The organism is Luteimonas sp. A482 (assembly GCF_054072655.1).
The window spans coordinates 1,924,187-1,948,168 of the sequence record NZ_JBSVRO010000001.1 but is presented as its reverse complement, the minus strand read 5'-3'; the positions used below and the strand labels follow the sequence as shown (position 1 = coordinate 1,948,168).

Sequence of the window (23,982 nt, the reverse complement as noted above, 5' to 3'; positions counted from 1 at the left end):
GCGCGTGAGTCAGGGCAGGGAGAGCGTGGATGGCTTGCGCGGCATGCCGCGCATCCACGCGAGCGCCCGGCATGCTGTGCCGGGCCGGACCGCGTAGCGGCCCTGACCGAGCGAAAAGCGACCCCCGGTCGCCAGGGCGCGGCGTCCAGTCGAAGCCCGGGACCTCATCCAACTCCCTCGAATGGGAGAAGACCCATGAAAAAGGCCACCCCCGCCTGAGCGGGAGTGGCCGAACGGCGAAGGGGAACGCCGTAATTACTTGCCCGGGAGCGAGAGGTCGGTATCAGGCTTGATCTCGCCGACCGCGGAGGGCGTGGTCATCAGGTCGTGGTCCCACTTGTCGCCGTCGACCTTGATGTGTGCTGCCGCGCCGAGCAGGACCGCCTCGATCAGGTTGTGGTTGAGGTACACGTACAGGCCGGGCTGGCGGAAGGTATAGAGCGCCGCGCCAGCCGAACCCCCGCGGATGAACCAGGTCTCCAGGTCCTTGAGCGGGGCGTTGGCGAACTTGCCTTCCTCCCAGACGTAGTCGCCGTGGCCGCCGATCAGGTGCGGACGCGTGTCGCGGTTGGCCTGCGAGTGCACCAGCAGCACTGTCTCGCCCACCTTCGAGGTCATCGCGTTGTCGCCTGCAAGCGCGCCGACCGCACCGTTGAACACCACGTGCGAGGGCACCAGGCTCTTCATTGCAGCGAGCGTGTCGGGCAGCGATTCGGCGTGCGAATCGTAGGACTTGAAGTTGCCGTTGCCGTCGCGCGGGATGTAGAACTCCGTCTCGCCGATGTAGTAGGCGCGGTCGTACTTCAAGGACTTGCCGTTGCCGTCGGTCAGACCTTCGCGCGGCAGCACCATGATCGTGCCCTGCATGCCGGCCACCACGTGCCAGGGGGTCATCGGACCGCCCGGTGCGCAGTGGTAGACGAACGTGCCGGCGCGCGTGGCCTTCCAGCGCAGCGTCACTTCCTCGCCCGGCTGCACGATCGTCAGGTCACCGCCGCCCAGCGCGCCGGTGGCGGCGTGGAAGTCGATGTTGTGCGGCATCGCGTTGCTGGCCGGATTGACCAGGGTGACCTCCACGTAGTCGCCCTCGTGCACCACCATCAGCGGGCCGGGGATCGAGCCGCCGAAGGTCATCGCGTGCATCTTCGTGCCTTCGCCGTCGATGACGATTTCCTGTTCCACGATCGGCAGCGTGAACTGCACGACCTTGGGGCCGCCCTTGGCCACCTGGTCGTGGTCGTGGACGAAGGGCGGGCGCTTCAGGGTGACCTGCTGGCGCGGCAGGGCCGCCAGATCGGACGCCTGGTCGAGGGTGGCGTTCACCAGCTCAAGTGCGTCGACGGCATATGCCGGTGCGGGAGCGCTGGCGCCGATCGCCAGGACGAGGGCCGAAGCCAGAAGACTGGTGTGCAGGAGTTTCATGAGGAGCTTCCTCGATATCCACGTTGTTGGGTTCGGGGATAGCGTGGACGCGGGGCGCATACCTGCAATTGATTGAAATCAACCACACGCCTGCGTATGTCCGTTTTCGGGGGTCGAACGCGCTCCGCTTGACCTGGATCAAGCCCGCCTGGCTCAGCCGCAGGGGCGGTCCTTCGCGAACGGGTTGAGGCGGCGCACCCAGCTGTCCCCGCAGTCGATGTCGACTGGCACCTGCGCGGCCGCAGCCTCCGCTTTTCGACGTGCAGCCCCGTCATGGCGCGCCTGCTCCGCGGCCGCGATCCTTGCCCGGATCTGCGGTAGCGCCGCCAGCGCGGCGCGCTCGCCCTCGAGGATCGCGGCGTTGCGCTGCTCGAAGCTGACCGGTCCGATCGCGTTGACCTGCGGGCGGATCACCACATCCGCGCGTGCCAGTTCCTGCCGGCCCAGGGTCTGGCCCATGATCGTGATCGACTGGTTGACGATGCCAGCCAGCGCGGTCGGCGCGGTGCCGCCGGCTTTGCTGGAGATGTCGACGGCGATGACGATGTCGGCGCCCAGCTGGCGCGCGGCATCCACCGGCACCGGGCTGACCACGCCGCCATCGACATAGCTGTGGCTGCCGATGCGGGTGGGTTCGAACACGCCCGGCACGCTGCTCGAGGCGCGCACCGCCTGGCCGGTGTTGCCGCGTACGAACACCACGCGATCACCGTTGTCCAGGCGCGTGGACACCGCCGCGAACGGCTTGGCCAGGCGCTCGATCGTGCGTCCGCCGAGTTCGCGGTTGACGTAGTCCTGCAGCGCCTGGCCCTGCACCAGCCCGCCGGAGAACAGGCGCACGTCGCGCAGGGTCGACTCATCCAGCGCCACCGCGCGTTCCTGCATGGTGAACGCGTCCATGCCGCTGGCGTAGAGCGCGCCGACCACGCTTCCGGCGCTGGTGCCGGCCACCACGTCGGCGCGGATCCCGTTGGCCTCCAGCATCTTGATCGCGCCGATGTGGGCGAATCCCTTGGCCGCGCCGCCACCCAACGCCAGGCCGATCCGCACCGGCGGCAGCTGTGGTGCCGGCGCGACCGGAGCGGCGACGGGCGCCGGTGCATCGTCGCCACGGACCGCATTGCCGCCGCCGCAGGCGGCCAGGCCGGCGAGAACGCCGGCGAACAGGGAACGGGGCAGGGCGGCGTTGAAGAGCATGGCAGTCCGGAGAGACAGGGCAGGAAGGTCGGGTGCCGGCCAGCGCAAGCGGGTGCGTGGCGTGGCTGCCGGGGCAGTCGAAGAACGCACGAGCATAGCGGTCACCCGCCTGTCGCCGGCTGAAGCAGGGGCTGCATCACGAGGCCCGGATCACGGGCACGCTTTCACTGATCGGCAGGGCGCCCAAAGAAAAAGGCCGGTTTCCCGGCCTTCTCCTGCAGATCGATTGGTGGAGCCAGGGAGGATCGAACTCCCGACCTCGTCGATGCGAACGACGCGCTCTCCCAGCTGAGCTATGGCCCCACAGGGGCGCGCATTATAACGGCGCGATCGGCGCGCTGCCAACGTCCAGCAGCGGCGCCAGGACGGGCTCGAGCTGGGCACGGCGCCAGCCAGAGAGCATGCCGGGCCAGTCCTCGCCGTCGAGCAGGGTTTCCAGCCAGCGTCGCGAGGCGAGCACGCCGTCAGGCATGCCCAGTTCAACGCTGCGCGCGGCCACCACGTCCTGGAGGCGGCGCAGGGCCTTGCGGTCGCGTTCGCTGGTGCGTGGCGCGGGCGCCTCGGCTTCGTCGTCGAGCGGCGTTTCCAGGGCGTCCAGGATGGCGGCGGCGAGCTTGCGCGGGGCCTTGGGGTGGGCGTCGAGCAGGCGCTCGAGCGCGGCGAGGTCGGGCAGCGGATCGCGGGCGAGGGTGGTGGCCAGCTCGTTGTCCAGTACCCAGCTGCGCGGGCGGTCGCTGCGCCGGGCCTGCAGTTCGCGCCAGCGCAGCAGGCGCAGCAGCCTGCGCTGGCCGTCGACGTCCAGGAACTGGACGCTGCGAACCGACAGGTGCGGCCAGCGCTCGATCTCGTCGCGGCGGGCCGTTTCGATCATCCTTGCGCAGTCTTCCGCGAGCCATTCTGCGCGCCCCAGCGCCTGCAGCCTGGCGTCCAGGGCGTCGTGCACGGCGAACAGGTGGCGCACGTCGTCGGCGGCGTAGCTCAGCTGCGAGGGCGAGAGCGGGCGCTTCATCCAGTCCGAGCGGGTCTCGCCCTTGTCCACGACGATGCCGAGCAGTTCCTGCACCAGCCGCTGGTAGCCAAGACCGGGGCCGACGCCGGCCAGCGAGGCCGCGATCTGGGTATCGAACAGCGGGTCGGGCACCGCGCCGCAGGACTGGCGCAGCGCCACCAGATCCTCGCTGGCGCTGTGCATGATCTTGAGCACCGAGCGGTCCGACAGCAGCGGCGCGAGCGCGGCGGTCATGCCCTCGGCGAGCATGTCCAGCAGCAGGATGTCCGGTTCCTGCGCACCCGGCACCTCGATCGCGACCTGCACCAGCGACAGCTGCGGCCAGTAGGTGCGCTCGCGGATGAATTCGGTATCGACGGCGACGCGGGCGGTGGCGGCGGCGAGATGCGTGCGGAGGACGGCGGGGTCCGCGACCCAGTGTGGGGAAGACGACATGGGGCGGCAGCCTAACGGCGTGCGGGCAGGCATGGCAATGCCGAGCGTGCGAAGGGGCGGCGCGCGCACCGTTGCGCGGGCCGCGCTTTCGCGCCGTTTGCCGCGATCGCTTAATCTGGCGCCGATGCTGTCGAGCAAGTCAGGATTGCGTAGGGCCTGGATCGCGTGCGCGCTTGGCGCCGTGCTGTGCGCGGCGTGTGCCCGCGAGGACGACGGCGCGGTCGCGCCCGGCGACGGGGCAGCCGCTGCCGCGTCGGACGCCGACGGCGGCAGCGTCACCATCAGTGGCGACGACAGCGACGCCGCCAGGCTCACTTGGCGCGCACCGGCGGTCGATCTCGCGTCCACCGACCCGGCCGAACTGCGCGAGCGTGCCAGTGCCGCCCTGGCCGAAGGCAGACTGTACGAGGACGCCAATGCCGCCGTGCCGATCTACCTGGCGCTGTCGACCCTGCCTGAACACAGCCAATTTGCCGAAGCGGGCCTGCGCCGCGCCCTGCGCCAGCTGCTGCAGGCCGGCGCCGCCGCGCTGGCCGACGCCGATGAAGACGCCGCCGCACTGCAGCGTGCGCTGGAACTGGCCGCCATCGTGCGTGCAATCGATCCCGGCGACGACGCGGTCCTCGGCTTCCTCGCGCAGGTCGACCTGGCCGAGCGCGTGTCCGGCTTCAACGCTGTCGGCGAGCGGGCGCTGGCCGCCGGTGACCTCGGCGAGGAAGGCGGCGGTGCGCTGGCCGCCTTCCGCCAGGCGCTGGCGCTGGCGCCGGAACAGCCGCGCGCGCGCCAGGGCATGGCGGCGGTGGAAAGCGCGCTGATCCGGCGCGCCGAGGAGGCTGCCCTGGCGGCCGACTTCGACACGGCTGCGCGCTGGCTGGCCCACGCCACCGAGGTGCGGCCGGACGCCGGTCTGGAGACCGTGGACGACGCGCGCGAGCGTGTCGCGACGATCCGCACCACCCGGATCACGCGGCTGCGCGACCTCGGCATCGGCGCGCTGCCAAAGTTCGGCGGCATCGACCTGGCCCGGCGCCATCTGGCCGAACTGCTGCGCATCGCCCGTCCCGGCGACCCTGCCGCGCTCGAGCTGCGCGAACGCATCGACCTGGCCGTGCATTACGGCCTGTATGCGCCAGGGCAGGTGTTCACCGACGCGCTGCAGACCGGCGGCCGCGGCCCGCAGATGGCGGTGGTGCCGCACGGTGCGTTCACCATGGGCGCGCCCGAGCGCGAACGCGACGCCAGCGACTACGAGCGGCCGGCGCATCCGGTCCGCTTCGCGCGCGGCTTCGGCATGTCGATCCGCGAGATCACGGTCGGCCAGTTCCGGCGCTTCATCGCCGCGACCGGCCACCGCACACGCGCCTCGCGCCGCGGTTTTTCGATGGTCTACGACGAGCGCAGCAACAACTTCGTGCGCAGCAGCGGCGCCGACTGGCATACCGATTACCTGGGCCGTCCGGCCGACGACGGCCTGCCGGTGGTGCACGTTGGTGCGCGCGACGCGCAGGCCTATGTCGAGTGGCTGTCGGCGCAGACCGGCCGCCGCTATCGCCTGCCCAGCGAGGCCGAATTCGAATACGCACTGCGCGCCGGCGGCAGCGGACGCTTCCCCTGGGGCGAGGGCGATCCGCCGTCCGGCGTGGCCAACACCACTGGCGGGCTGGACCGCTCGCCGGCGGGGCGCAGCTGGGCCAATGCCTTCGCCGGCTATGGCGACGGCTACTGGGGCCCGTCGCCGGTGGGCAGCATGGCGCCCAATGCATGGGACCTTCACGACATGTCGGGCAACGTCAGCGAATGGGTGGCCGACTGCTGGCATGATGGCTACCGCCGCGCGCCTGGCGACGGTTCGGCCTGGATCAACCCGGGCTGCCGCGACCAGGTCATCCGCGGCGGTTCCTGGGCCAGTTCGCCCGCCCAGACCCGTTCGGCCTGGCGTGCACCGGCATCGGTGGACACCACCAATGCGCGCCTCGGGTTCCGCGTGGTACGTGATCTGTAAAGGACTGATCGGCTGGGGCCGGAGGAGAAGCGATGCGACGTGACCCGTTCGGTGGGCGTAACCGGCAGCAGCCGGCTGGGGGCAAGCGCGGCATCAACCCGCGCTTCATCATCCTGTTGCTGTTTGCCGGCTACGGCGTGTACTACTGGTTTTCCAACCAGTCGGTGGACGCGGTGACCGGCGAGTCGGTGTTGATCGACCGCAGCCTGTCGATCGAGGACGAGAAGGCCCTTGGACTGGAGGCCTATCGCGAGATCCTGGGCCAGGAGCAGCCGGTGGATCCGGATTCGCAGATCGCGCGCCAGGTGCGCGGCATCGCGCAGCGCCTGGTGGACAAGGTGCCCGAGGTCGAGGCCGCGCTTGCCGCGGAAAACGGCCAGCAGGCGCCGACGTTTTCGCAGGACTTCCAGTGGGAGGTCAACGTCATCGAATCCGACCAGGCCAACGCGTTCTGCCTGCCGGGCGGGAAGATGGCGGTCTATACCGGCCTGGTGCCGGTGGCGCAGAACGAGAACGCGATGGCGGTGGTGATGGGCCACGAGATCGCGCACGCCCTGCTGCGCCACGGCGCACAACGGATGGCACAGCAGAAGCTGAGCCAGGTCGGGCAGATGGCCGGCGCGATGAGCGGCATGGATCCGCAACAGCAGCAGATGATCATGGCCGCGATGGGTTATGGCTACCTGCTGCCGTATGCGCGCAAGCACGAAACGCAGGCCGACGAGGTCGGGCTGATGCTGGCCGCGGCCGCCTGCTTCGATCCGCAGGAGTCGGTGCCGCTGTGGGAGCGCATGGGCGAGGCCAGCGGTGGCCAGGCGCAGCCGGAATTCTCGTCCACCCATCCCAACCCCGGCACGCGCATAGCCAACCTGCAGTCGCTGATGCCAAAGGCGCTGGAGTACCGCAAGCGCTTCTGCAAAACCGGGCAGGGAGCGGCGGCGGGCCAGCCCTGAGCTGGCGCGCGAGGCGCGTGCGCATCGTCGCGAAACGCGCGGCGACCGTGCCTGCCCGCGGTCAGAACCCCATGTACAGCCCGCCGTTGACGGGGATGTTGGCGCCGGTGATGTAGCCGGCCTCGTCGTCGCTGAGGAAGCCCACTGTGCGCGCGATCTCGGACGGCTGCCCGAGGCGGCCGGCGGGCACGCGGTCGACGATGCCCTGGCGGATCTCTTCGGGGATCGCCGCGACCAGCGCGGTCTCGCAGTAGCCCGGCGACACCGAGTTCACGGTCACGCCCTTGCGCGCAACCTCGCGCGCCAGCGCCATCGTGAAGCCATGCATGCCAGCCTTGGCGGCCGAGTAGTTGGTCTGGCCGAACTGGCCGGTCTGGCCATTGACCGAACTGATGTTGACGATGCGGCCGAAGCCGCGCGACATCATGCCTTCGACCGCGTGCCGGCACAGGTTGAACACGCTGTCAAGGTTGACCGACATCACCGCATCCCACTGCGAGCGCTCCATCTTGCGCAGCGTGGTGTCGCGGGTGATGCCAGCGGCGTTGACCAGCACGTCGAGCGATCCGTCGGTCTGCTCGACGTCCTGGACGAAGGCGGCGCAGGCGTCGAAGTCGGAGACGTCGAGCGTCGCGAAACGGACGTCGAGGCCTTCGACCTGCCGTTCGAAGTTGGAGATGCGGGTGGGGTCATTGCCCAGGTCGGCGGCGATGACGCGACGCCCGGCGCGGGCGAGGTGGATGCAGATGGACGAGCCGAGCCCGCCGATGCCGCCAGTCACGACGGCCACGCGATTGTTCATGCGGAGTGCTTGGGAGGTGGGAAACGGGGCGCGCGCGTCGCGCGTCGCGGAAGCGCCGGCGCGGTCAGCGACCGCGGCGGTCCGGGTCCGGCTTCTGGCCGACGCTGCCGGTCAGGTTCTTCTGGAGTTCCTTCCACATTTCCATGTTGCGCTCGGTGAGCTGGTTCATCATCGCCCACGGCGTCTGCCCGAGCACGCCGCCCATCTGCTGGCGGAACTGCTGCTGCTGGTCGAGGAACGCCTGCATGGAGCGCTCGAGGTAGCTGCCCATGAAGCCCTGCATCGAGTCGCCGTAGAAACGGATGATCTGGCTCAGCAACTGGGTCGAGAGCACCGGCTCTCCGTTCGACTCGTGCTCGGAGATGATCTGCAGCAGCACCGAACGGGTGATGTCGTCGCCGGACTTGGCGTCGCGGACCTCGAACTGCTCACCGTCGACGATCAGCTGGCGCACATCCTCGATCGTGATGTAGCTGGAGATCTCGGTGTCGTAGAGACGACGGTTGGGATACTTCTTGATGATCCGGGTCGAGGCCATGGAGCAACTGCTCGAAGGATTGGTGCCTCGCAGCATGGCGCAGCGCAGCACGGCTTGCAAGCCGGGGCCGTGGCTGCGGCGGACAGGCAGGAAGGCCGGGCAGGCCGGCCTCCGCTGCCGTACGGGAAACGGGGCTCACCAGCCCATGTGGTGCCCGCCGTTGATGTCGAGGTTGGAGCCGGTGATCCACGCGGCCTGCTCGTCGACCAGGAAGTTGACCGCGTAGGCGATCTCCTCGGGCTTGCCCAGGCGGCCGGTGGGGATGTCGGCCGCGATCTTGGCCCTGACTTCCTCGGGCACCGCCATCACCATGTCGGTGGCCACGTAGCCGGGCGAGACCGTGTTGACGGTGATGCCCAGCTTGGCGTTTTCGCGCGCCAGCGAAATGGTGAAGCCGTGCATGCCGGCCTTGGCCGCGGCGTAGTTGGCCTGGCCGTACTGGCCCTTGAGGCCGTTGATCGAGCTGATCTGGATGATTCGCCCCCACTTGCGCTCGCGCATGCCCTCGATCACCGGGCGGGTGACGTTGAACACCGAGTTGAGGTTGGTGTTGATGACGTCGGTCCACTGCTGGGCAACCATCTTGTGGAAGGTGCCGTCGCGGGTGATGCCGGCGTTGTTGACCAGGATCTCGACGGGGCCGAGCTTCTCCTCGACTTCGCGCACCATCGCGGCAGCTTCCTCCGGCGAGGTGACGTCGCCCTTGACCAGGGTGAACTCGTAGCCGTCAGCCTTCATGTGCGCTTCCCAGGCGCGGGCCTTTTCCTCGTTGCGATAATTGGTCGCCACCTTGTGGCCCTGGTCTGCAAGCCGCTTGCAGATCGCCGTGCCAATCCCACCGGTTCCACCGGTCACCAGAGCCACGCGAGTTGCCATGTCCTTCATCCTCTTCCGCCGCAGTCGCGGCACCGCATCCAGTCTAGTCGCGGCAGGCTACAGATGTGTTGTGCATCGCGGCGCGCAGCGGGACGGGGCCGCGCGGAATGCGGGCGGGGTCGAACGCGGGCAGGGCACGGGAGAGGAATGCCGCAGGCGTGCGGGCTGACACGACCGCCTCGGCATCCTGGCCGAGTACGCGCCAGGCCGCGCGGAGTGCATCCATCGGGGCCGCGGCATCGACCGGCAGCGCTGCATGCGACTTCGACAGCTTGTGTCCGTCGTCGTCCTCGACCAGCGGCAGGTGCGCGTATGCCGGCGTCGACAAGCCCAGCCGTTGCTGCAGCAGGATCTGGCGGGCGGTGGAATCGAGCAGGTCCGCGCCGCGCACGACCTCGGTGATGCCTTGGGCGGCGTCGTCGACCACCACCGCCAGCTGGTAGGCCCAGGGGCCGTCGGCGCGGCGCAGCACGAAGTCGCCGACTTCGGCGGCCACGTCCTGCCGCACGGGGCCGTGGACGAGGTCGACGAAGGCGATGACCGTGCCGTCGGCAACGCGCAGGCGCACGGCGGGATCGTCGCGCTGCGCGCCGGGCACGCAGCGGCGATGGATGCCCCCGCTGGCGGCCAGCGCGGCGCGGCTGCAGTGGCAGGTGAAGGCGTCTCCGCTCGCCAGCAGGCGGTCGAGCGCCGCCTGGTAGATCGCGCCACGACCGCCCTGGTACAGCACCGGGCCATCGCCGTGGAGCCCGAACCCCGCCAGCGTTCGCAGCTGTGCCGCGGCGGCACCGGCGACCTCGCGTGGCGGATCGATGTCCTCGACCCGCAGCAGCCATTGGCCGCCCGACCGGCGGCACGCCATCAGCCAGCTGCCCAGCGCGGCGACCAGCGAGCCGAAATGCAGCGGGCCGGTGGGCGAGGGCGCGAAGCGGCCGCGATGGACGGGGGCGGGGTCGGGCATGTGCGGCTGAATGGGGAGGCGCGCGGGCTGCCCCGCGACTTGAAATTCATCGTGGCCAACCATAATCGATCACAATGACCGGCGCCCCACGCGCCAGCTCTGGAAGCCTGCACATGTTCAAGCGCATCACTTTGTTCCTGCTCACCAACCTGGCCGTGCTGGCGCTGGTCAGCATCGTCATGTCCGTTCTCGGTGTGAACCCGTCGACCTTCGGCGGCCTGCTGGTGTTCGCGGCGCTGTTTGGTTTCGGCGGCTCGCTGATCTCGCTGGCGCTGTCGAAGTGGACGGCCAAGCGCTTCAGCGGTGCGAAAGTGATTGCGGAGCCGCGCAGCGAGGTCGAGCGCTGGCTGGTGGAGACTGTCCGCCGCCAGGCCGAGTCGGCCGGCATCGGCATGCCCGAGGTGGCCGTCTACGACGCGCCCGAGATCAACGCCTTCGCCACCGGCGCCAACCGCAACAACGCGCTGGTGGCGGTTTCGACCGGCCTGCTGCGCTCGATGGATCGCGACGAGGCCGAAGCCGTGCTCGCCCATGAGGTTGCTCACGTGGCCAATGGCGACATGGTGACCATGGCCCTGCTGCAGGGCGTGCTCAATACCTTCGTGATCGTGCTGGCACGCGTGGTCGGCCGGGTGGTGGACGGCTACCTCAGCGGCGGCCGCGACAACGGCGGCGGGATGGCGTACTTCGCCATCGTGTTCGTGCTGGACATGATCTTCGGGCTGTTTGCCAGCATGATCGCGATGTGGTTCTCGCGGCACCGCGAGTTCCGCGCCGACGCCGGCGGCGCCGCCCTGGCGGGCCGCCACAAGATGATCGCCGCGCTCGAGCGCCTCGCGCAAAACCAGGGCGCGAACACTCTGCCCAAGCAGATCGCCGCCTTCGGCATCAGCGGATCGCCCGGCTTCGGCCTGCGCCGGCTGCTGATGAGCCACCCGCCGCTGGAAGAGCGCATCGCCGCGCTGCGCAGCGCACCGCCGGAGACGCTGCGCGAGGGGATCGCGGTTTAAGGCGTGATCGCAGCCTTCGTCATCCCGGCGCACGCGGCGCACGCCGGGATCCATTTTGACGTTCAACTGCAGGTCAATGGATGACCAGCCCTTCGGGCTGTTGAAAAGCGCTTCCAGCGTTCGCTGGAATGCCGGCAACCCGGAGATCGCTGGACCGGCCGGGCCAGGGCGCAGCGTCCCCAGACGTCCGGGACAGCGTCCCCAGACGTCCCGGGCAGCGCCCCCTGCTACTCGAAGTCGTAGTTCATCGACGGCCCGGGCGAAGCCAGGAAGAAGCCCTGCACGTAGTCGACGCCCGAAGAGAACAGGATCGACATGCTGGCCGCGTCCTGCACGTGTTCGGCGATGGTGCGGATGCCCAGTTCGCGCGCGCGGTTGGCGATCTCGCGCACCCGGTTCTGGTTGTCGGTGCTGCGCGGCAGGTCTTCGATGAAGCTGCGGTCGATCTTGACCAGGTTCGGCTTGAGATGGGCCAGCAGCTGGAACGAATCCAGGCCCATGCCGAACTGCTCCAGCGACAGCCGGCAATCGAAGCGTCCGATCGCATCGGCAAAGGCCTGGGTCGCCTTGAGGTGGGTGAACACCTTGGCCTCGGGCAACTGCAGGACCAGGTACTCGCCAGGCACACCATGCGCCTGCAGCTGCTGGCCGATGAACTCGGCCAGCCCCGGGTCGTCCAGCGCGGCCTGGCTGACCTTGACCAGCAGTGTGGTCGGCCGGTTGGACGCGATGCGCTGGCCGATCGCGGTGATCGCGTGGCTGAGCACCGCGCGGTCGATCTCGCCGAGCAGGCTGTGGTCTTCGGCGATCTGCAGGAAGTTGCCCGGTGCGATCAGCTGGCCGTCGCCCGGGTCCAGGCGCATCAGCGCCTCGTAGGTGGCGCCGGTGTCGCCCTGCAGGTTGATGGTCGGCTGGTAATGCAGCACGAAGCGCTGGTTGTCCAGTGCCTCGCGCAGGCGCGCCACCCAGGCGCGCACGTGCTCTTCCTCCGCGCGGTCCACCGCTGCCGGGTCGAAGATCTCGAAGCGGTTGCCGCCCACTCCGCTGGACGATTCCACGCCCTGCGAGGCCTTGGCCAGCACCTGCGAGATGCTGGCGATCTTCTCGCCGATCTGCACGCCGCCGATGCTGGCGCTGATCACGCTCGAGCGCGTGCCGATCTGGAACACGTCGGCCGAGAACGCGGCCAGGATCTTCTCGGCGAGCGCGCAGGTGGCGGCATAGTCGCTGCCGCGCAGCAGCACCGCCAGGGTGTGCTCGGAGAAGCGTGCGCCGATCGCGCGGCCGCCCAGCTCGTCCTGCCGGAGCAACGCCTGCAGGCGTTGGCCGATCGAGGCCAACAGTGCGTCGGCCGAATCCAGGCCGATGTCCTGCAGCAGGCGGTGGTAATGGTCCGGCTCGATCATCAGCAGGCCGTGCTGGCCGTTCTTCTGCCCGGCGTCGTCGACCGCGTCCTCCAGCGAGCGCAGGAAGGTGGGCCGGTTGAGCAGGCCGGTGACCTGGTCGCGCTGGCGCAGCTCCTCCAGCTCCTGGGCCAGCTCCGGGTCGAACTCCTGGCGGCGGAACACCACCTGCAGGCAGGGCTCGCCCTCGTACTGGGCCTGGGTGAACTCCATCGACGCGGCGAAGGCGTTGCCGTCCAGATCGCGCGCTTCCAGTTCGTGGCGCGGCGGCGGCGGGTCGCCCTTTGCCAGCGACTTGAGCAGTTGCTTGAAGCCCTCCACGTGCTGCGGCGCAACCATGTCGAGCAGCGACATGCCTTCGACGTCCTCGAAACTCTCGTAGCCGAACATCTCCAGGTAGGCGGCGTTGGCGCGGATGTGCATGCCTTCGTGGATGTAGGCGATCGGGTCGCGCGAGGAGTCGATCAGCGCGTCGCAGCGGCGCTCGGTCTCGCGCACGCGCGACTCGAGGCGGCGCTGTGCGCGGCGCGCGTCGAGATTGGCCCACTCGTTGCGCACCTGCGACAGCACCTGCTGCGGCCGGTGCCGGACCGCCACCGCGCGTGCGCCGAGGCTCAGCGCGGCGTCGTATTGCGCTTCGTCGAGCTGGTCGGCAATCGCGACCACCGGCAGGTCCTTGCCGCAGCCGGTGACCAGCTGTACGGCGTCGGCGAACGGCAGTAACTGCGAAGACAGCGCGGCCAGCACCAGGTCGGCCGGGCCCGAGAGCGCCGCCGTGAGTTCGTCTGTGCTGGCCGCGCGCACCGGGCGGACCGCGATCCCGGCGTTGCGCAGACCGCTGACCAGCGCCTCGGCGTCCTCGACCCGATCGTCCACGATCAGCAGGCGCAAGGCGTTGTCAGACTTCATCGACATGTGTTCCTCTCCATGTGGCCGCGTTATGACATGGCCGGTTGCTGGCGTCCATCGCCGACGCTCACAGTGGCCGCTTGGACGTGTCGCCCGCCACTTCGCGCACGAGTCGCGGCACGAGGTAACCCGGCAGCCGTCCACGCAGCGCGGCATGCAAGGCCAGTGCCTCGGCGTCCGGCACCTCGAAATGGGCCGCGCCTGCGACGCGGTCGAGCTGGTGCAGGTAGTAGGGCAGCACGCCGGCGTCGAAGCTGCGCTCGTGCAGTGCCACCTGCGCGTCGAGGCTGTCGTTCACGCCGCGCAGGAGCACGGCCTGGTTGAGCAGCAGCGCGCCTGTCGCGCGCAGCCGTGCCAGTGCGGTATCGACCTGGGCATCGAATTCCTGCGCGTGGTTGGCGTGGAGCACCACCGAGACCGGCCACGGCAGCGCCGACAGCCAAGCCGCCAGGGCCTCGTCCACCCGCTCAGGCAGGACCACCGGCAGGCGCGTGTGGATGCGCAGCCGCCGTACGTGGCCGATGCCGGCCAGCGCGCTGGTGAGCTCGGCGAGCTTGGGCGTGGCCAGCGACAGCGGATCGCCGCCGGACAGGATCACCTCGTGCAGCGAGTCGTCTGCCGCGATCGCCTCGACCGCAGCCTGCCAGCCACCTGACGCCGCACTCTGCTCGGCATAGGGAAAGTGGCGGCGGAAGCAGTAGCGGCAGTGCACCGCGCAACTGCCGGTGGCGACCAGCAGGGCGCGCCCCGCGTACTTGCGGATCACGCCCTGGCCGGCGCCGGCGTCGGCATCGCCGACCGCGTCCAGGCTGAAGCCGGGCACGGGCCGCAGTTCCTCGTCCAGCGGCAGCACCTGGCGCAGCAGCGGGTCGTGGGGGTCGCCGCGCCGCATCCGCGCCACGAAGGCATGCGGCACGCGCAGCGCGAAGGCCGCCGTCGCGGCATCCGAGACCGGCACGATCGCCTCCAGGCCCAGCAGCGCGACCAGCTCGCGCGGGTCGCGCACCGCGTCGCGCCAGGCCTGCTGCCAGCCCTGCGGCTGCAGCCGGGTAGGGGCAGCAGTTATCATGAGTGGTCCGTATTCCTCGCCCGGCCCCGCCGGGAGTCCAATCCCATCATTCTAGCCGCCCGCGCGCGGCCAAGCAGGAGACCCCATGGCCAGTTTGGGCATGAACGACGTCAAGAACGGCCAGAAGATCCTGGTCCACAACGAACCGGCGATCATCATCGAGACCGACTTCGTCAAGCCCGGCAAGGGCCAGGCCTTCACCCGCGTGCGCTATCGGCTCATCAAGTCCGGCCGGTTGCAGGAAGTCACGATGAAGTCGACCGATTCGGTCGAGGCCGCCGACGTGGTCGACACCGACATGCAGTACCTCTACAGCGATGGCGAGTACTGGCATTTCATGAATCCGGAGAGTTTCGAACAGGTGCAGGCCGACGAGACCGGCATGGGCGGCGCGGAGAAGTGGCTGAAGGGCGAGGAGACCTGCGTGGTCACGCTGTGGAACGGAACGCCGATCATGGTGACGCCGCCGAACTTCGTGGAGCTGAAGATCACCGAGACCGACCCTGGCGTGCGCGGCGACACCTCCGGCGGCGGCGGCAAGCCGGCCACGCTGGAAACCGGCGCGGTGGTCCGGGTGCCGCTGTTCGTGGGCCAGGAAGAAATGATCAAGGTCGACACCCGCTCCGGCGAATACGTCAGCCGGGTGAAGTGACGCAACGGCACGCGCGATGCGCGTGCCGTTGCGTCATCCCGAGTCGCAGGCGAGGGATCTCATCCGGGGCGAGGCCGCCCATCGCCGCGCGCGATGCGCGTGCCGTTGCGTCATCCCGAGCCGCAGGCGAGGGATCTCATCCGGGGCGAGGCCGCCCATCGCCACGCGCGTTGCGCGTGCCTTGCGTCATCCCGAGCCGCAGGCGAGGGGTCTCTTCCAATCAGTGGTGCGGCTGCTGTCGGGTCCGCTGCGCCGGTCCGGAGCGGCAGGCAAGCAAATGGGCACGCGCCCGGCCTTCAACGCGGCGTCCAATGCGACCTGTCAGAATGTCGGCATGACGGACATTCCCCCTCCCCAGGCCTGTGACCTGCTGATCGAAGCCGGTTTCGTCGTGCCGATCGTGCCGCATGGCGTGGTGCTCGAGGATCACGCCGTGGTCGTGCGCGATGGCGTCATCGTCGCGGTCCTGCCGATCGCGCAGGCGCGCAGCCGCTTCGCGCCGAAGGAGACGGTGTCGCGCCCCGACGCGGCGCTGATCCCCGGCATGGTCAACGCCCACACCCACAACCCGATGACGCTGTTGCGCGGGGTCGCGGACGACCTGCCGCTCAAGGTCTGGCTGCAGGAGCACATCTGGCCGATCGAGGGTGCGGTGATGAGCCCGGCCTTCGTCGAGGATGGCGTGACCCTGGCGATCGCCGAACTGCTGCGTGGCGGCGTGACCTGTGTCAACGAGAACTATTTCTTCCCAGACGTGCAGGCGGCGACGTACAGGAAGTACTGCTTCCGCGCACGCATCGGCCTGCCGGTGATCGATTTCCCGACCGCCTGGGCCGCCAGCGACGACGAGTATTTCGACAAGGCCGGCGCTGTCCACGACCAGTGGCGCGACGATCCGCTGGTGGCCACCGCGTTCGCGCCGCACGCGCCATACACGGTCAGCGACGCCAACTTCGAGCGTGTGCGCATGCTGGCCGACCAGCTCGACGTGCCCGTGCACCTGCACCTGCACGAGACCGCGCAGGAAGTACAGCAGTCCCTGAAGGAGCACGGCCAGCGCCCGATCGCGCGGCTCGACCGGCTGGGCCTGGTCAACGACCGCCTGATCGCGGTGCACATGACCCAGCTCACCGAAGCCGAGATCCACCTGTGCGCCGAACGCGGCGTGAGCGTGGTGCATTGCCCGGAGTCCAACCTCAAGCTGGCATCCGGGTTCTGCCCGGCCTGCGCGCTCGAACGTGCCGGCGTCACGCTCGCGATCGGCACCGACGGCGTGGCCAGCAACAACGATCTCGACATGTTCGGTGAAACCCGCACCGCGGCGCTGCTGGCGAAGGCCGTCGCCGACGACGCCGCTGGGCTGGACGCGTTCACGGCGCTGCGTGCCGCGACCCTCGGCGGGGCGAAGGCGATCGGCTTCGACCACCTGATCGGTTCGATCGAGCCCGGCAAGCAGGCCGACCTGGCCTGCGTCGACCTGTCCGCACTGGAGACGCAGCCGCTGTACCACGTGGTCTCGCAGCTGGTCTATGCGACCGGCCGCCACCAGGTCGACGACGTGTGGATCGGCGGCCGCGCGAAGCTGCGCAACGGCCTGCTGGTGGACATGGATGCGGACGCCATCGTCGCCAATGCGCGGCAGTGGCGCGAGCGCATCGCCACGGTCCGCACCGGTTGATCCGTTCGGCCGTCATTCCAGTGCAGGCTGCAATCCATAGCTCGCGCCGCTGCGCATCGGCCCCCGAATCCATCACCAATCCATACCGCCATCCACGTCCAGCCTCCTGGCTGCCGCCAACCCCCAGCTTGCACTGGACCGATTCATCGAGATTGCCGACATGAGCACTGCCTCCGCCCGCGGGACCAACTTCCACCAGGCCGAACTCGACCGGTTTGCCGCGCTCGCCAACCGCTGGTGGGATCCGGCTGGTCCGCAGAAGCCCCTGCACGCGCTCAATCCCGCGCGGCTGGGTTACGTGGCCGCCCGCACGCCGCTGTCCGGCGCCAGGGTGCTGGACGTGGGCTGCGGCGGCGGACTGCTCAGCGAGGCCATGGCCAAGGCGGGCGCGGAGGTCACCGCGATCGATCTCGCCCCGGAGCTGGTGAAAGTGGCGCGGCTGCATGCGCTCGAATCCGGCGTGCACGTGGACTACCGGGTGCAGGCGGTCGAGGCGCTCGCGGCCGAGCAGCCCGGCACGTTTGACGCGGTCACCTGCATGGAGATGCTCGAGCACGTGCCCGATCCGGCCGCCATCCTCCATGCCTGCGCGGCGCTGCTGCGCCCCGGCGGACGCCTGTTCGTCTCCACCATCAATCGCACGCCGGCCGCGTTCGCACTCGCCATCGTCGGTGCGGAGTACATCGCGCGCCTGCTGCCGACCGGGACCCATCGCTACAGCGAGTTCATCCGCCCGTCCGAGCTGGCCGGCTGGCTGCGCGCCGCCGGCCTGGGGCTGGAGGATGTCAGCGGCATGATGTACGAGCCGTGGCGCAACTCGGCCCGGATCGTGTCGCGCACCGACGTGAACTACCTGGCGTGCGCGTTGAAGCCGTGACGACTTCCCAGGCGCGGCCAGCCGGCCGTTTCCCCCGCGGCGTCCTGTTCGACCTCGACGGCACCCTGCTCGACAGTGCGCCGGACATGCTCGCCACGCTCAACCGCATGCGTGCCTCGCGGGGCAGGGCGCCGATGATGCTCGAGGCGATCCGTCCCCACGTCTCGCGCGGCGCCCGGGCGATGGCCTCCGCCGCTTTCCCCGACGTGGCAGCCGAAGCCGTACCGGAGCTGGTGCCCGAGTTCCTGGAGGTCTACCGCGAGGAACTCGGCCATCACGGCCGGCCCTTCGAAGGCATCGAGGCGATGCTCGGCGCACTGGAAGCCGACGGCGTGCGCTGGGGCATCGTCACCAACAAACCCGAGCGCCTGGCCCGCGAGCTGCTGCCGATGCTGGGCTGGGACCGCCGCAGCGGCGTGCTGGTCGGCGGTGATTCGCTGGCCGAACGCAAACCGCACCCGTTGCCGCTGTTGCATGCGGCCGCGGCGATCGGCATCGATCCGTCCGTCTGCGCCTACGTCGGCGACGACCGCCGCGACATCGACGCGGCGCGTGCCGCGGGCATGGCCTCGGTGGTCGCGCTCTGGGGCTACAGGCTGGCAGGCGACGATCCGGCGGCGTGGCAGGGCGACGTGATGGTCCACGCGCCGGCGGAACTGCTCGATCCGGCGGTCTGGCCGGATGTTCGCGGCTGAAGCCGCTCCTACAATAAGGCGATGGACGATTCCGCTTCGCTCGACAGCTTCCTTGGCAAGTGGCGCACGCGCTGGCCCGAGTGGGAACTGCTCACCATCTTCGTGCCGGCGCCGCAGCGGGGCGTGGTCGCGGCCTGGTTCACCTTGCTGCAGGAGCTTGGCGATGCGGCCTGGGCCGGCGCGGAGCCGGCGCCGGGGCTGGCCAAGCTGGCCTGGTGGCAGGAGGAACTGGTCGGCTGGAGCAGGGGCGCGCGGCGGCATCCGCTGGGCGTGACGCTGCAGCGGCTTGAGGCGCCCTGGGAACCCCTGGGGCGGGCGCTGGCTGCCTTGCCCGCCACGCGTGCGCCCGAATCGGCAGGCGACGACAACCGCGCACTGGAACTCTTCGTCGGCGCAATGCTCGCCTGCGAGGCGGCCCTGTTCGACGGAAGCGCGGTGCAGGGTCCCGCGCTCGCCGCCGGCGTAGGCGACCTGCGCGCCATGCGCGCGCTGGTGCAGGGTGGCCCGCTGCCCGAAGCCGGCATGGGTGCCGCGCCGGTGGGCCTGACCCGGCCGCGACGCCTGCACCAGGTCGCCCTCGACGAGCGCCTGCGCCGGCAGGCCAGCGGCGAGGCCATGGTGCGACCGGCAACGCTGCGCCTGCTGCTTGCCGGCTGGCGCGCCGCGCGCTGCGGATAGCGACAACGCAGCGTTGCGCGGGCGTTGCAGCCTGGGCCGTTAAACTGTCGCCTTTCCCGCTGTTGGATGTCCCGTGACCCAGACCCCCGCCCGCAACCTGCCCGACGTCGCCGGCGATGCCGCCCGCGCCGCCCGAGTGCTCGACTGGGTGGGCATGGACCGCATCTCGCTGCCGCTGCGTATCGCAGGGGAGGGCGGGGAGACCCACCTCGTGCCGGCCATGGTCGACGTGGCGGTGAACCTGTGCAACCCCGACGCCCGCGGCATCCACATGTCGCGGCTTTACCTGCGCCTGCAGGACGCGCTGGCCAGCGAATTGCCGGGCCACGCGATGTTGCGCCGGGTGCTGCAGGACTGCATCGACTCGCAGCAGGGCCTGTCCTCGAGCGCACGCGTGGTGATCCGCTACGGGCACATGCTGCGGCGGCCCGCCCTGGCCAGCGGGCACAGCGGCTGGAAGACCTACCCGGTCGAACTTTCGGCGCAGTTGGCCGATGGCCACCTGGCCTTGGACCTGGCGTTCTCGGTCGAGTATTCGAGCACCTGCCCCGCCTCCGCGGCGCTGTCGCGGCAGCTCAACGCGGAGCGCTTCGCCGGGGATTTCGCCGCGGCCGAACCGTTGTCCGTTGGCGTCGTCCATGACTGGCTGGCCTCGCCGCGCGGGCTGGCCGCCACGCCGCACGCGCAGCGCAGCCGCGCCGACATCAGCGTGCGCCTGCGCCCCGCCTTCGACCGGCTGCCCTTGGCCGAGCTGGTCGACGCGATCGAGGACAGCCTGGGCACGCCGGTGCAGACCGCGGTCAAGCGCGAGGACGAGCAGGCCTTTGCCGCGCTCAACGCCGCCAACCTGATGTTCTGCGAGGACGCCGCGCGCCGTGTTGCCGCGGCGCTGCAGGCGGACGCGCGGGTCGAGCGTTTCGAGGCCACCGTGTCGCATTTCGAGAGCCTGCACGCCCACGACGCCGTGGCGAGGGTCAGCTCGGCCCGCTGAACCCGGTCCGCCGATGGTTCCCCGACAGCGGCGATCGGATACGATCGCGCCATGGGGGATCCACGTCATCGTGATGCGTGGTGCGGCTGGCTGCTGTGCCTGCTGCTGTTGTGCCCGTCGTTGGCGGGTGCAGTCGGTCTGAGCGTGCGCGAACTGCGCGACGACCCGCCGGTCGCCGAGGTGCTGGCAGGCCGGCACGACGCGCGGCTGCTACCCCCACAGCCGACGCCCTATCTCCAGCAGGCCGGGCGCGAGGCGCAATGGTGGAGGATCGAGGCCGCCGCGCCGATCGATGCGGCTGACGCGCCGCAGCTGGTGATGCGCTCGCCGCGCTACTACCAGGTCGAAGCCTGGACACCCGGTTCCGTAGCGCCCACCCGACACGCGCTCTACGGTGAACATGCCGACGACCGTTACTCGCACCGCGCCCTGGTGATCGACCTGCCCCACGGGATCCCGGCGGGGCAGGCGGTGTGGCTGCGCGTGGAGCACCGCTCCAGCAATGTGTCGCCGCTGTCGGTGGAACCGCGCGACCAGGTGCATCGGGAAGATCTGGTGTTCGTCGCTTGGCGAAGCCTGGTGCTGACCAGCCTGGCGGTACTCGCGGTCCTGGGGCTTGCGTTCTGGGGCGGTACCGGCGAGCGCAGCTACGCGTACTTCAGCGCCATGCTGATCTTTGCGTTCGGTTACCTGGCGGCGATCAGCGGCGATCTGCGCTGGCTGGGTGGCGCGGACGTGTTCGGTGATGTCAGGGCCAACCGCGTCCTTGGGTGTCTGGGCGTGGTGTTCAGCAACCTGTTCCAGAGCGCCTACCTGGATCTGCGTCGGAAGGCACCCGTGTTCGACCACCTGCTTCGCGGGGGCACCCTGGTTGCAGCGGTCGCGGGGGGCATTTCAGTATTTGCGACCTGGAAGGTGCTCGCGTTGGCGGGCAACCTCTCGTTGCTGTATTCGGCCGTGGTCCTGCTGGCGGCAAGCAGCGTGCTTTCGCTGAGGGGCGAACGTGCGGCACGCGTGGTCCTGGCCTCGTGGAGCGGGCTGATGGTGTTCTGCGGCCTGGCCGCTGCGGAGATGATGGGCTTCTGGGTCGGCCCCACGTGGCTCGGCCAGGGGCTGGCCGGCAGTTTCGTCCTCGCCAGCCTGCTGCTGGCGTTGGGCCTGTCGGACAAGCTGCTGCAGCTGCGCCGCGATCGCGACCACGCCAGCCGCCAGGCCTCGGTCGACCCGGTGACCAAGACCCTGAACCGGCACGGCATCGAAGAGCGCTTGTTCAAGGAAGTCGAGGCCGCGCGCAACCGCAAGGGTTCGCTGTCGATCGCGTTCATCGACGTGGACTGCTTCAAGGACATCAACGACCGCCACGGACACAGCGTCGGCGACCAATGCCTGCGCATCGTGTGCTGGCGGCTGCGCAATCAATTGCGTCGCAGCGACGCGCTCGGCCGCTACGGCGGTGACGAGTTCCTGGTGGTGCTGCCGGGCCACGACGCGGACTCGGCGCTGCGGATCGCCGAGCGCATGCGGGTCTCGGTCAACTGCCGGCCGCTGTCGATGCCCGATGCCAGCATCCGCTCGACGCTGAGCATCGGCGTGGCCGAACTGACGCCGGGCGAATCGATGTCCAGCCTGTTCGAGCGGGCAGACACGGCGCTGTACGCCAGCAAGTCGGCCGGGCGCGACCGCGCCCTGGCCGCCTCCCCACCGGAAGGCCTCTGGACCACGTGACCCAAGGAGTCATCGCCATGGATATGCAAGCGGATAAAGCAGCGACACCTACTCTTCCTCTTCCCGCAGCGGAGCTTCGCACCGGCGACGTGCTGCTGATGATGGGCGATGGGCCGCTGTCGGACCTGATCGCCTGGGCCAGCGACAGCATCTACAGCCACGCAGCCATCGTGGCCGACGCGGGCGACCTGATCGAGGCCTCGACTGCGGGCGTGCGTCGCTATCCGATCGCCACGCGCCTGGAAAACAAGACCAAGTACCATTTTATCGACGCTCTGCGGATGGAGGGCCAAGGCGCTGCCCCGCTGACCGGCGCCGACAGTGCAGCCGTGCTCTCCAGGGCGGTGAGCCTGCTCGGCACCCCTTACCCCATCGACCAGCTGGCCCTGTTTGGCGCGATCATGGCCGTGCGCGGCAAGTGGCCGACGCACCCGTTGGGCAGGCTGGTGGTCCGCGTGGCCCTCGACCACGCCGTGCCGGACCAGACCGACAGCGTGGTCTGCAGCGAAGTGGTGTACCGCGCCTACGCCGAATGTGCGGCCACGCCGCAGGGCCGGCTGGCGCCGGTGATCGTGGTCGGTGAGCGCGGCACCGCGCCGTTCCCGGAAATCGACTGGAAGACGTTGTTCGACGAGATCTGGCCGCTGCTCCATCCCGAGGGCCAGCAGCGCCTGCAGGCAACGCGGATGCAGCTCAACTCGATGCGCAGCGCACAGGTGCATGGCCTGCATGCAGAGTTCGAGGCGCTAGCGGACATCAGCGACGAGGAGCTGGAGTTGGCACGCCAGGCGGTGCTGGGCCAGAGCGGGCTGCTGGCAGGCGCGGGGACAGAAGCCGTGGACGCGCGGATGGGTGGCCCCGGCACCGTGGTGCCCAGCCCCAACCCGCGACTGGTCTCGCCGCAGGACCTGGCGGTCTCGCCAAGCCTGTCGCTGCTGGGACGGCTGATGCAGCGCGACGCGGGGTGATCCTGAAGGGGGACGCCAGTCTGGCGAAGGTTTTGCCACGGATTGCGCGGATGACGCGGATTAGCAGCACGGATGGCGTTGCAGCGACTCACCGGGGGTCTGCCATGACCTGATCCGCGTCATCCGTGGCCAAAACACCGGCTCCACAGCCGACGCCATCCAAACGCAGTGGAAGATCTGGCTTTGGTGGTTGCATGCGCAGATCCCTCGCTGGCGCTCGGGATGACAGCGTTGGGGCGGATCGAGGGGACGCGGAGGGGCTGCAACGTGCCGCCGCGTGCGGAGCAGTGACGGTCCTAGAGCTGTCGTTCCAGCACCAGCTGCGGATCGATCCGCACGTCGAACCAGCTCATTCCCCAGTGCAGGTGCGGCCCGGTCGAGCGTCCGGTCGAGCCCACCGCCGCAATCACCTGTCCCTGTTCCACGCGGTCGCCCGGCTTCACGTCGATCCGCGATAGGTGCAGGAAATTGCTGCTGATGCCGTGGCCGTGGTCGATCAGCACGGTGCCGCCGGTGAGGTAGAGGTCCGGGTCGGCGAAGGTCACGACGCCTGCCGCGGGCGCCTTGACCGCCGTGCCGCTGGCGGCGGCGATGTCCATGCCCGAATGTGGTGCGCCCGGCTTGCCGTTGTAGACGCGCGCACGTCCGAAGCGCCCGCTGATGCGGCCTTCGACGGGGCGGACGAAGGGCGTGGTGAAATCGGTGCGTGCGTCGTCGCGCAGCCGTGCCTCGGACACGCGCGCCTGTTCGCGACGGATGCGTTCGGCGGTGGCCGGCGGCGGATCGACCGTCTTCTGCGGTACCCCGTCCACGCGCTGGAGCGGCCAGTCACGCGGCGTGACAGCGATGCGGACCTGTTCGCTGCTGCCGTCGGGGCGGATCACCTTCACCGACAGCGGGCCGGCGGTATCGCGTCCCACCCCGAACACCGCCGTGCCGTAGCCGGTGGTCCGCAGGCGCCGGCCCGCGTATTCCACCGCGCTGCCCGGCGGCACCTTGCCGATCACCATCGCGCCCTGATGGACGCTGGCAGGAAAGACCACGCGCTGGTCCGAAGTGGCCGCCTCCGGCAGCGCCAACACCGGCAGGCTGCCAGCAATACCTGTTGCGAGCGCCACGCTGGCCGCAACCG

21 protein-coding genes and 1 tRNA gene are annotated in these 23,982 nt (G+C 69.7%); 11 read left to right on the top strand and 11 right to left on the bottom strand.

Annotated elements, in window-relative coordinates:
* Window positions 1-255: 255 nt before the first annotated feature.
* From nirK to rnd, 4 genes are all read right to left on the bottom strand, one after another.
* Window positions 256-1,422 carry a copper-containing nitrite reductase gene (gene nirK / locus ACW5DW_RS08695; RefSeq protein WP_457018356.1) on the bottom strand — a complete coding sequence of 389 codons (1,167 nt, stop codon included), beginning with the start codon at window positions 1,420-1,422 and terminating at the stop codon, window positions 256-258.
* Window positions 1,423-1,575: 153 nt separating this feature from the next.
* Complete coding sequence (locus ACW5DW_RS08690; RefSeq protein ID WP_457018355.1) at window positions 1,576-2,619, bottom strand: patatin-like phospholipase family protein; 1,044 nt, start codon at window positions 2,617-2,619, stop codon at window positions 1,576-1,578.
* A 227-nt stretch (window positions 2,620-2,846) separates the two neighbouring features.
* Window positions 2,847-2,922: transfer RNA gene (locus tag ACW5DW_RS08685), tRNA-Ala, on the bottom strand.
* A gap of 13 nt (window positions 2,923-2,935) precedes the next feature.
* Complete coding sequence (gene rnd, locus ACW5DW_RS08680) at window positions 2,936-4,063, bottom strand: ribonuclease D (RefSeq protein ID WP_457018354.1); 1,128 nt, start codon at window positions 4,061-4,063, stop codon at window positions 2,936-2,938.
* Between the two features lie 124 nt (window positions 4,064-4,187).
* Here rnd and ACW5DW_RS08675 point away from each other — a divergent pair, with 124 nt between their 5' ends.
* A complete protein-coding gene (locus tag ACW5DW_RS08675) occupies window positions 4,188-6,065 on the top strand; it encodes a formylglycine-generating enzyme family protein (RefSeq protein WP_457018353.1) in 1,878 nt (625 codons plus the stop codon).
* Between the two features lie 32 nt (window positions 6,066-6,097).
* Window positions 6,098-7,018 carry a M48 family metallopeptidase gene (locus ACW5DW_RS08670; RefSeq protein ID WP_457018352.1) on the top strand — a complete coding sequence of 307 codons (921 nt, stop codon included), beginning with the start codon at window positions 6,098-6,100 and terminating at the stop codon, window positions 7,016-7,018.
* Window positions 7,019-7,079: 61 nt separating this feature from the next.
* On the opposite strand, the gene phbB (ACW5DW_RS08665) is transcribed toward ACW5DW_RS08670, so the two are convergent.
* From phbB (ACW5DW_RS08665) to gluQRS, 4 genes are all read right to left on the bottom strand, one after another.
* Window positions 7,080-7,820 carry an acetoacetyl-CoA reductase gene (phbB, locus tag ACW5DW_RS08665; RefSeq protein ID WP_457018351.1) on the bottom strand — a complete coding sequence of 247 codons (741 nt, stop codon included), beginning with the start codon at window positions 7,818-7,820 and terminating at the stop codon, window positions 7,080-7,082.
* Between the two features lie 64 nt (window positions 7,821-7,884).
* On the bottom strand, window positions 7,885-8,358 hold the full coding sequence (phaR, locus tag ACW5DW_RS08660; protein WP_457018350.1) for a polyhydroxyalkanoate synthesis repressor PhaR: 474 nt from the start codon (window positions 8,356-8,358) through the stop codon (window positions 7,885-7,887).
* Window positions 8,359-8,493: 135 nt separating this feature from the next.
* The gene (phbB, locus tag ACW5DW_RS08655) at window positions 8,494-9,234 is read right to left on the bottom strand and encodes an acetoacetyl-CoA reductase (RefSeq protein WP_457018349.1); all 741 of its coding nucleotides are present in this window, start codon (window positions 9,232-9,234) and stop codon (window positions 8,494-8,496) included.
* A 43-nt stretch (window positions 9,235-9,277) separates the two neighbouring features.
* On the bottom strand, window positions 9,278-10,195 hold the full coding sequence (gluQRS, locus tag ACW5DW_RS08650) for a tRNA glutamyl-Q(34) synthetase GluQRS (RefSeq protein WP_457018348.1): 918 nt from the start codon (window positions 10,193-10,195) through the stop codon (window positions 9,278-9,280).
* Between the two features lie 113 nt (window positions 10,196-10,308).
* On the opposite strand from gluQRS, the gene htpX reads away from it, so the two are divergent.
* Window positions 10,309-11,205: a protease HtpX gene (htpX, locus tag ACW5DW_RS08645; protein ID WP_457018441.1), complete on the top strand. Its 897-nt coding sequence runs from the start codon at window positions 10,309-10,311 to the stop codon at window positions 11,203-11,205.
* A 227-nt stretch (window positions 11,206-11,432) separates the two neighbouring features.
* Here htpX and ACW5DW_RS08640 read toward each other — a convergent pair whose 3' ends face one another.
* Window positions 11,433-13,523 carry an EAL domain-containing protein gene (locus ACW5DW_RS08640; protein ID WP_457018347.1) on the bottom strand — a complete coding sequence of 697 codons (2,091 nt, stop codon included), beginning with the start codon at window positions 13,521-13,523 and terminating at the stop codon, window positions 11,433-11,435.
* A 61-nt stretch (window positions 13,524-13,584) separates the two neighbouring features.
* The gene (epmB, locus tag ACW5DW_RS08635) at window positions 13,585-14,586 is read right to left on the bottom strand and encodes an EF-P beta-lysylation protein EpmB (RefSeq protein WP_457018346.1); all 1,002 of its coding nucleotides are present in this window, start codon (window positions 14,584-14,586) and stop codon (window positions 13,585-13,587) included.
* An 85-nt stretch (window positions 14,587-14,671) separates the two neighbouring features.
* Between epmB and efp the strand changes: the two genes are divergently transcribed.
* The 8 genes from efp to ACW5DW_RS08595 all read left to right on the top strand — a co-directional run bounded on the left by efp (window position 14,672) and on the right by ACW5DW_RS08595 (window position 22,850).
* The gene (gene efp, locus ACW5DW_RS08630; protein ID WP_457018345.1) at window positions 14,672-15,238 is read left to right on the top strand and encodes an elongation factor P; all 567 of its coding nucleotides are present in this window, start codon (window positions 14,672-14,674) and stop codon (window positions 15,236-15,238) included.
* Between the two features lie 334 nt (window positions 15,239-15,572).
* Window positions 15,573-16,916: a TRZ/ATZ family hydrolase gene (locus tag ACW5DW_RS08625; RefSeq protein ID WP_457018344.1), complete on the top strand. Its 1,344-nt coding sequence runs from the start codon at window positions 15,573-15,575 to the stop codon at window positions 16,914-16,916.
* A gap of 160 nt (window positions 16,917-17,076) precedes the next feature.
* Window positions 17,077-17,793: a bifunctional 2-polyprenyl-6-hydroxyphenol methylase/3-demethylubiquinol 3-O-methyltransferase UbiG gene (gene ubiG / locus ACW5DW_RS08620; protein WP_457018343.1), complete on the top strand. Its 717-nt coding sequence runs from the start codon at window positions 17,077-17,079 to the stop codon at window positions 17,791-17,793.
* Window positions 17,790-18,488, top strand: a complete 699-nt coding sequence (gene gph, locus ACW5DW_RS08615) for a phosphoglycolate phosphatase (RefSeq protein ID WP_457018342.1) — start codon at window positions 17,790-17,792, stop codon at window positions 18,486-18,488. The genes ubiG and gph overlap by 4 nt, the downstream gene beginning before the upstream one ends.
* Window positions 18,489-18,509: 21 nt before the next feature.
* Complete coding sequence (locus ACW5DW_RS08610; protein WP_457018341.1) at window positions 18,510-19,166, top strand: phytoene/squalene synthase family protein; 657 nt, start codon at window positions 18,510-18,512, stop codon at window positions 19,164-19,166.
* A gap of 73 nt (window positions 19,167-19,239) precedes the next feature.
* Entirely contained in the window at window positions 19,240-20,157 is a 918-nt protein-coding gene (folE2, locus tag ACW5DW_RS08605) for a GTP cyclohydrolase FolE2 (protein ID WP_457018340.1), read from the top strand.
* A 51-nt stretch (window positions 20,158-20,208) separates the two neighbouring features.
* Window positions 20,209-21,882 carry a sensor domain-containing diguanylate cyclase gene (locus ACW5DW_RS08600; protein WP_457018339.1) on the top strand — a complete coding sequence of 558 codons (1,674 nt, stop codon included), beginning with the start codon at window positions 20,209-20,211 and terminating at the stop codon, window positions 21,880-21,882.
* Window positions 21,883-21,899: 17 nt separating this feature from the next.
* On the top strand, window positions 21,900-22,850 hold the full coding sequence (locus tag ACW5DW_RS08595) for a hypothetical protein (protein ID WP_457018338.1): 951 nt from the start codon (window positions 21,900-21,902) through the stop codon (window positions 22,848-22,850).
* A 296-nt stretch (window positions 22,851-23,146) separates the two neighbouring features.
* Here ACW5DW_RS08595 and ACW5DW_RS08590 read toward each other — a convergent pair whose 3' ends face one another.
* Window positions 23,147-23,950, bottom strand: coding sequence for a M23 family metallopeptidase (locus ACW5DW_RS08590; protein WP_457018440.1), 804 nt, complete (start codon window positions 23,948-23,950; stop codon window positions 23,147-23,149).
* Window positions 23,951-23,982: the final 32 nt, after the last annotated feature.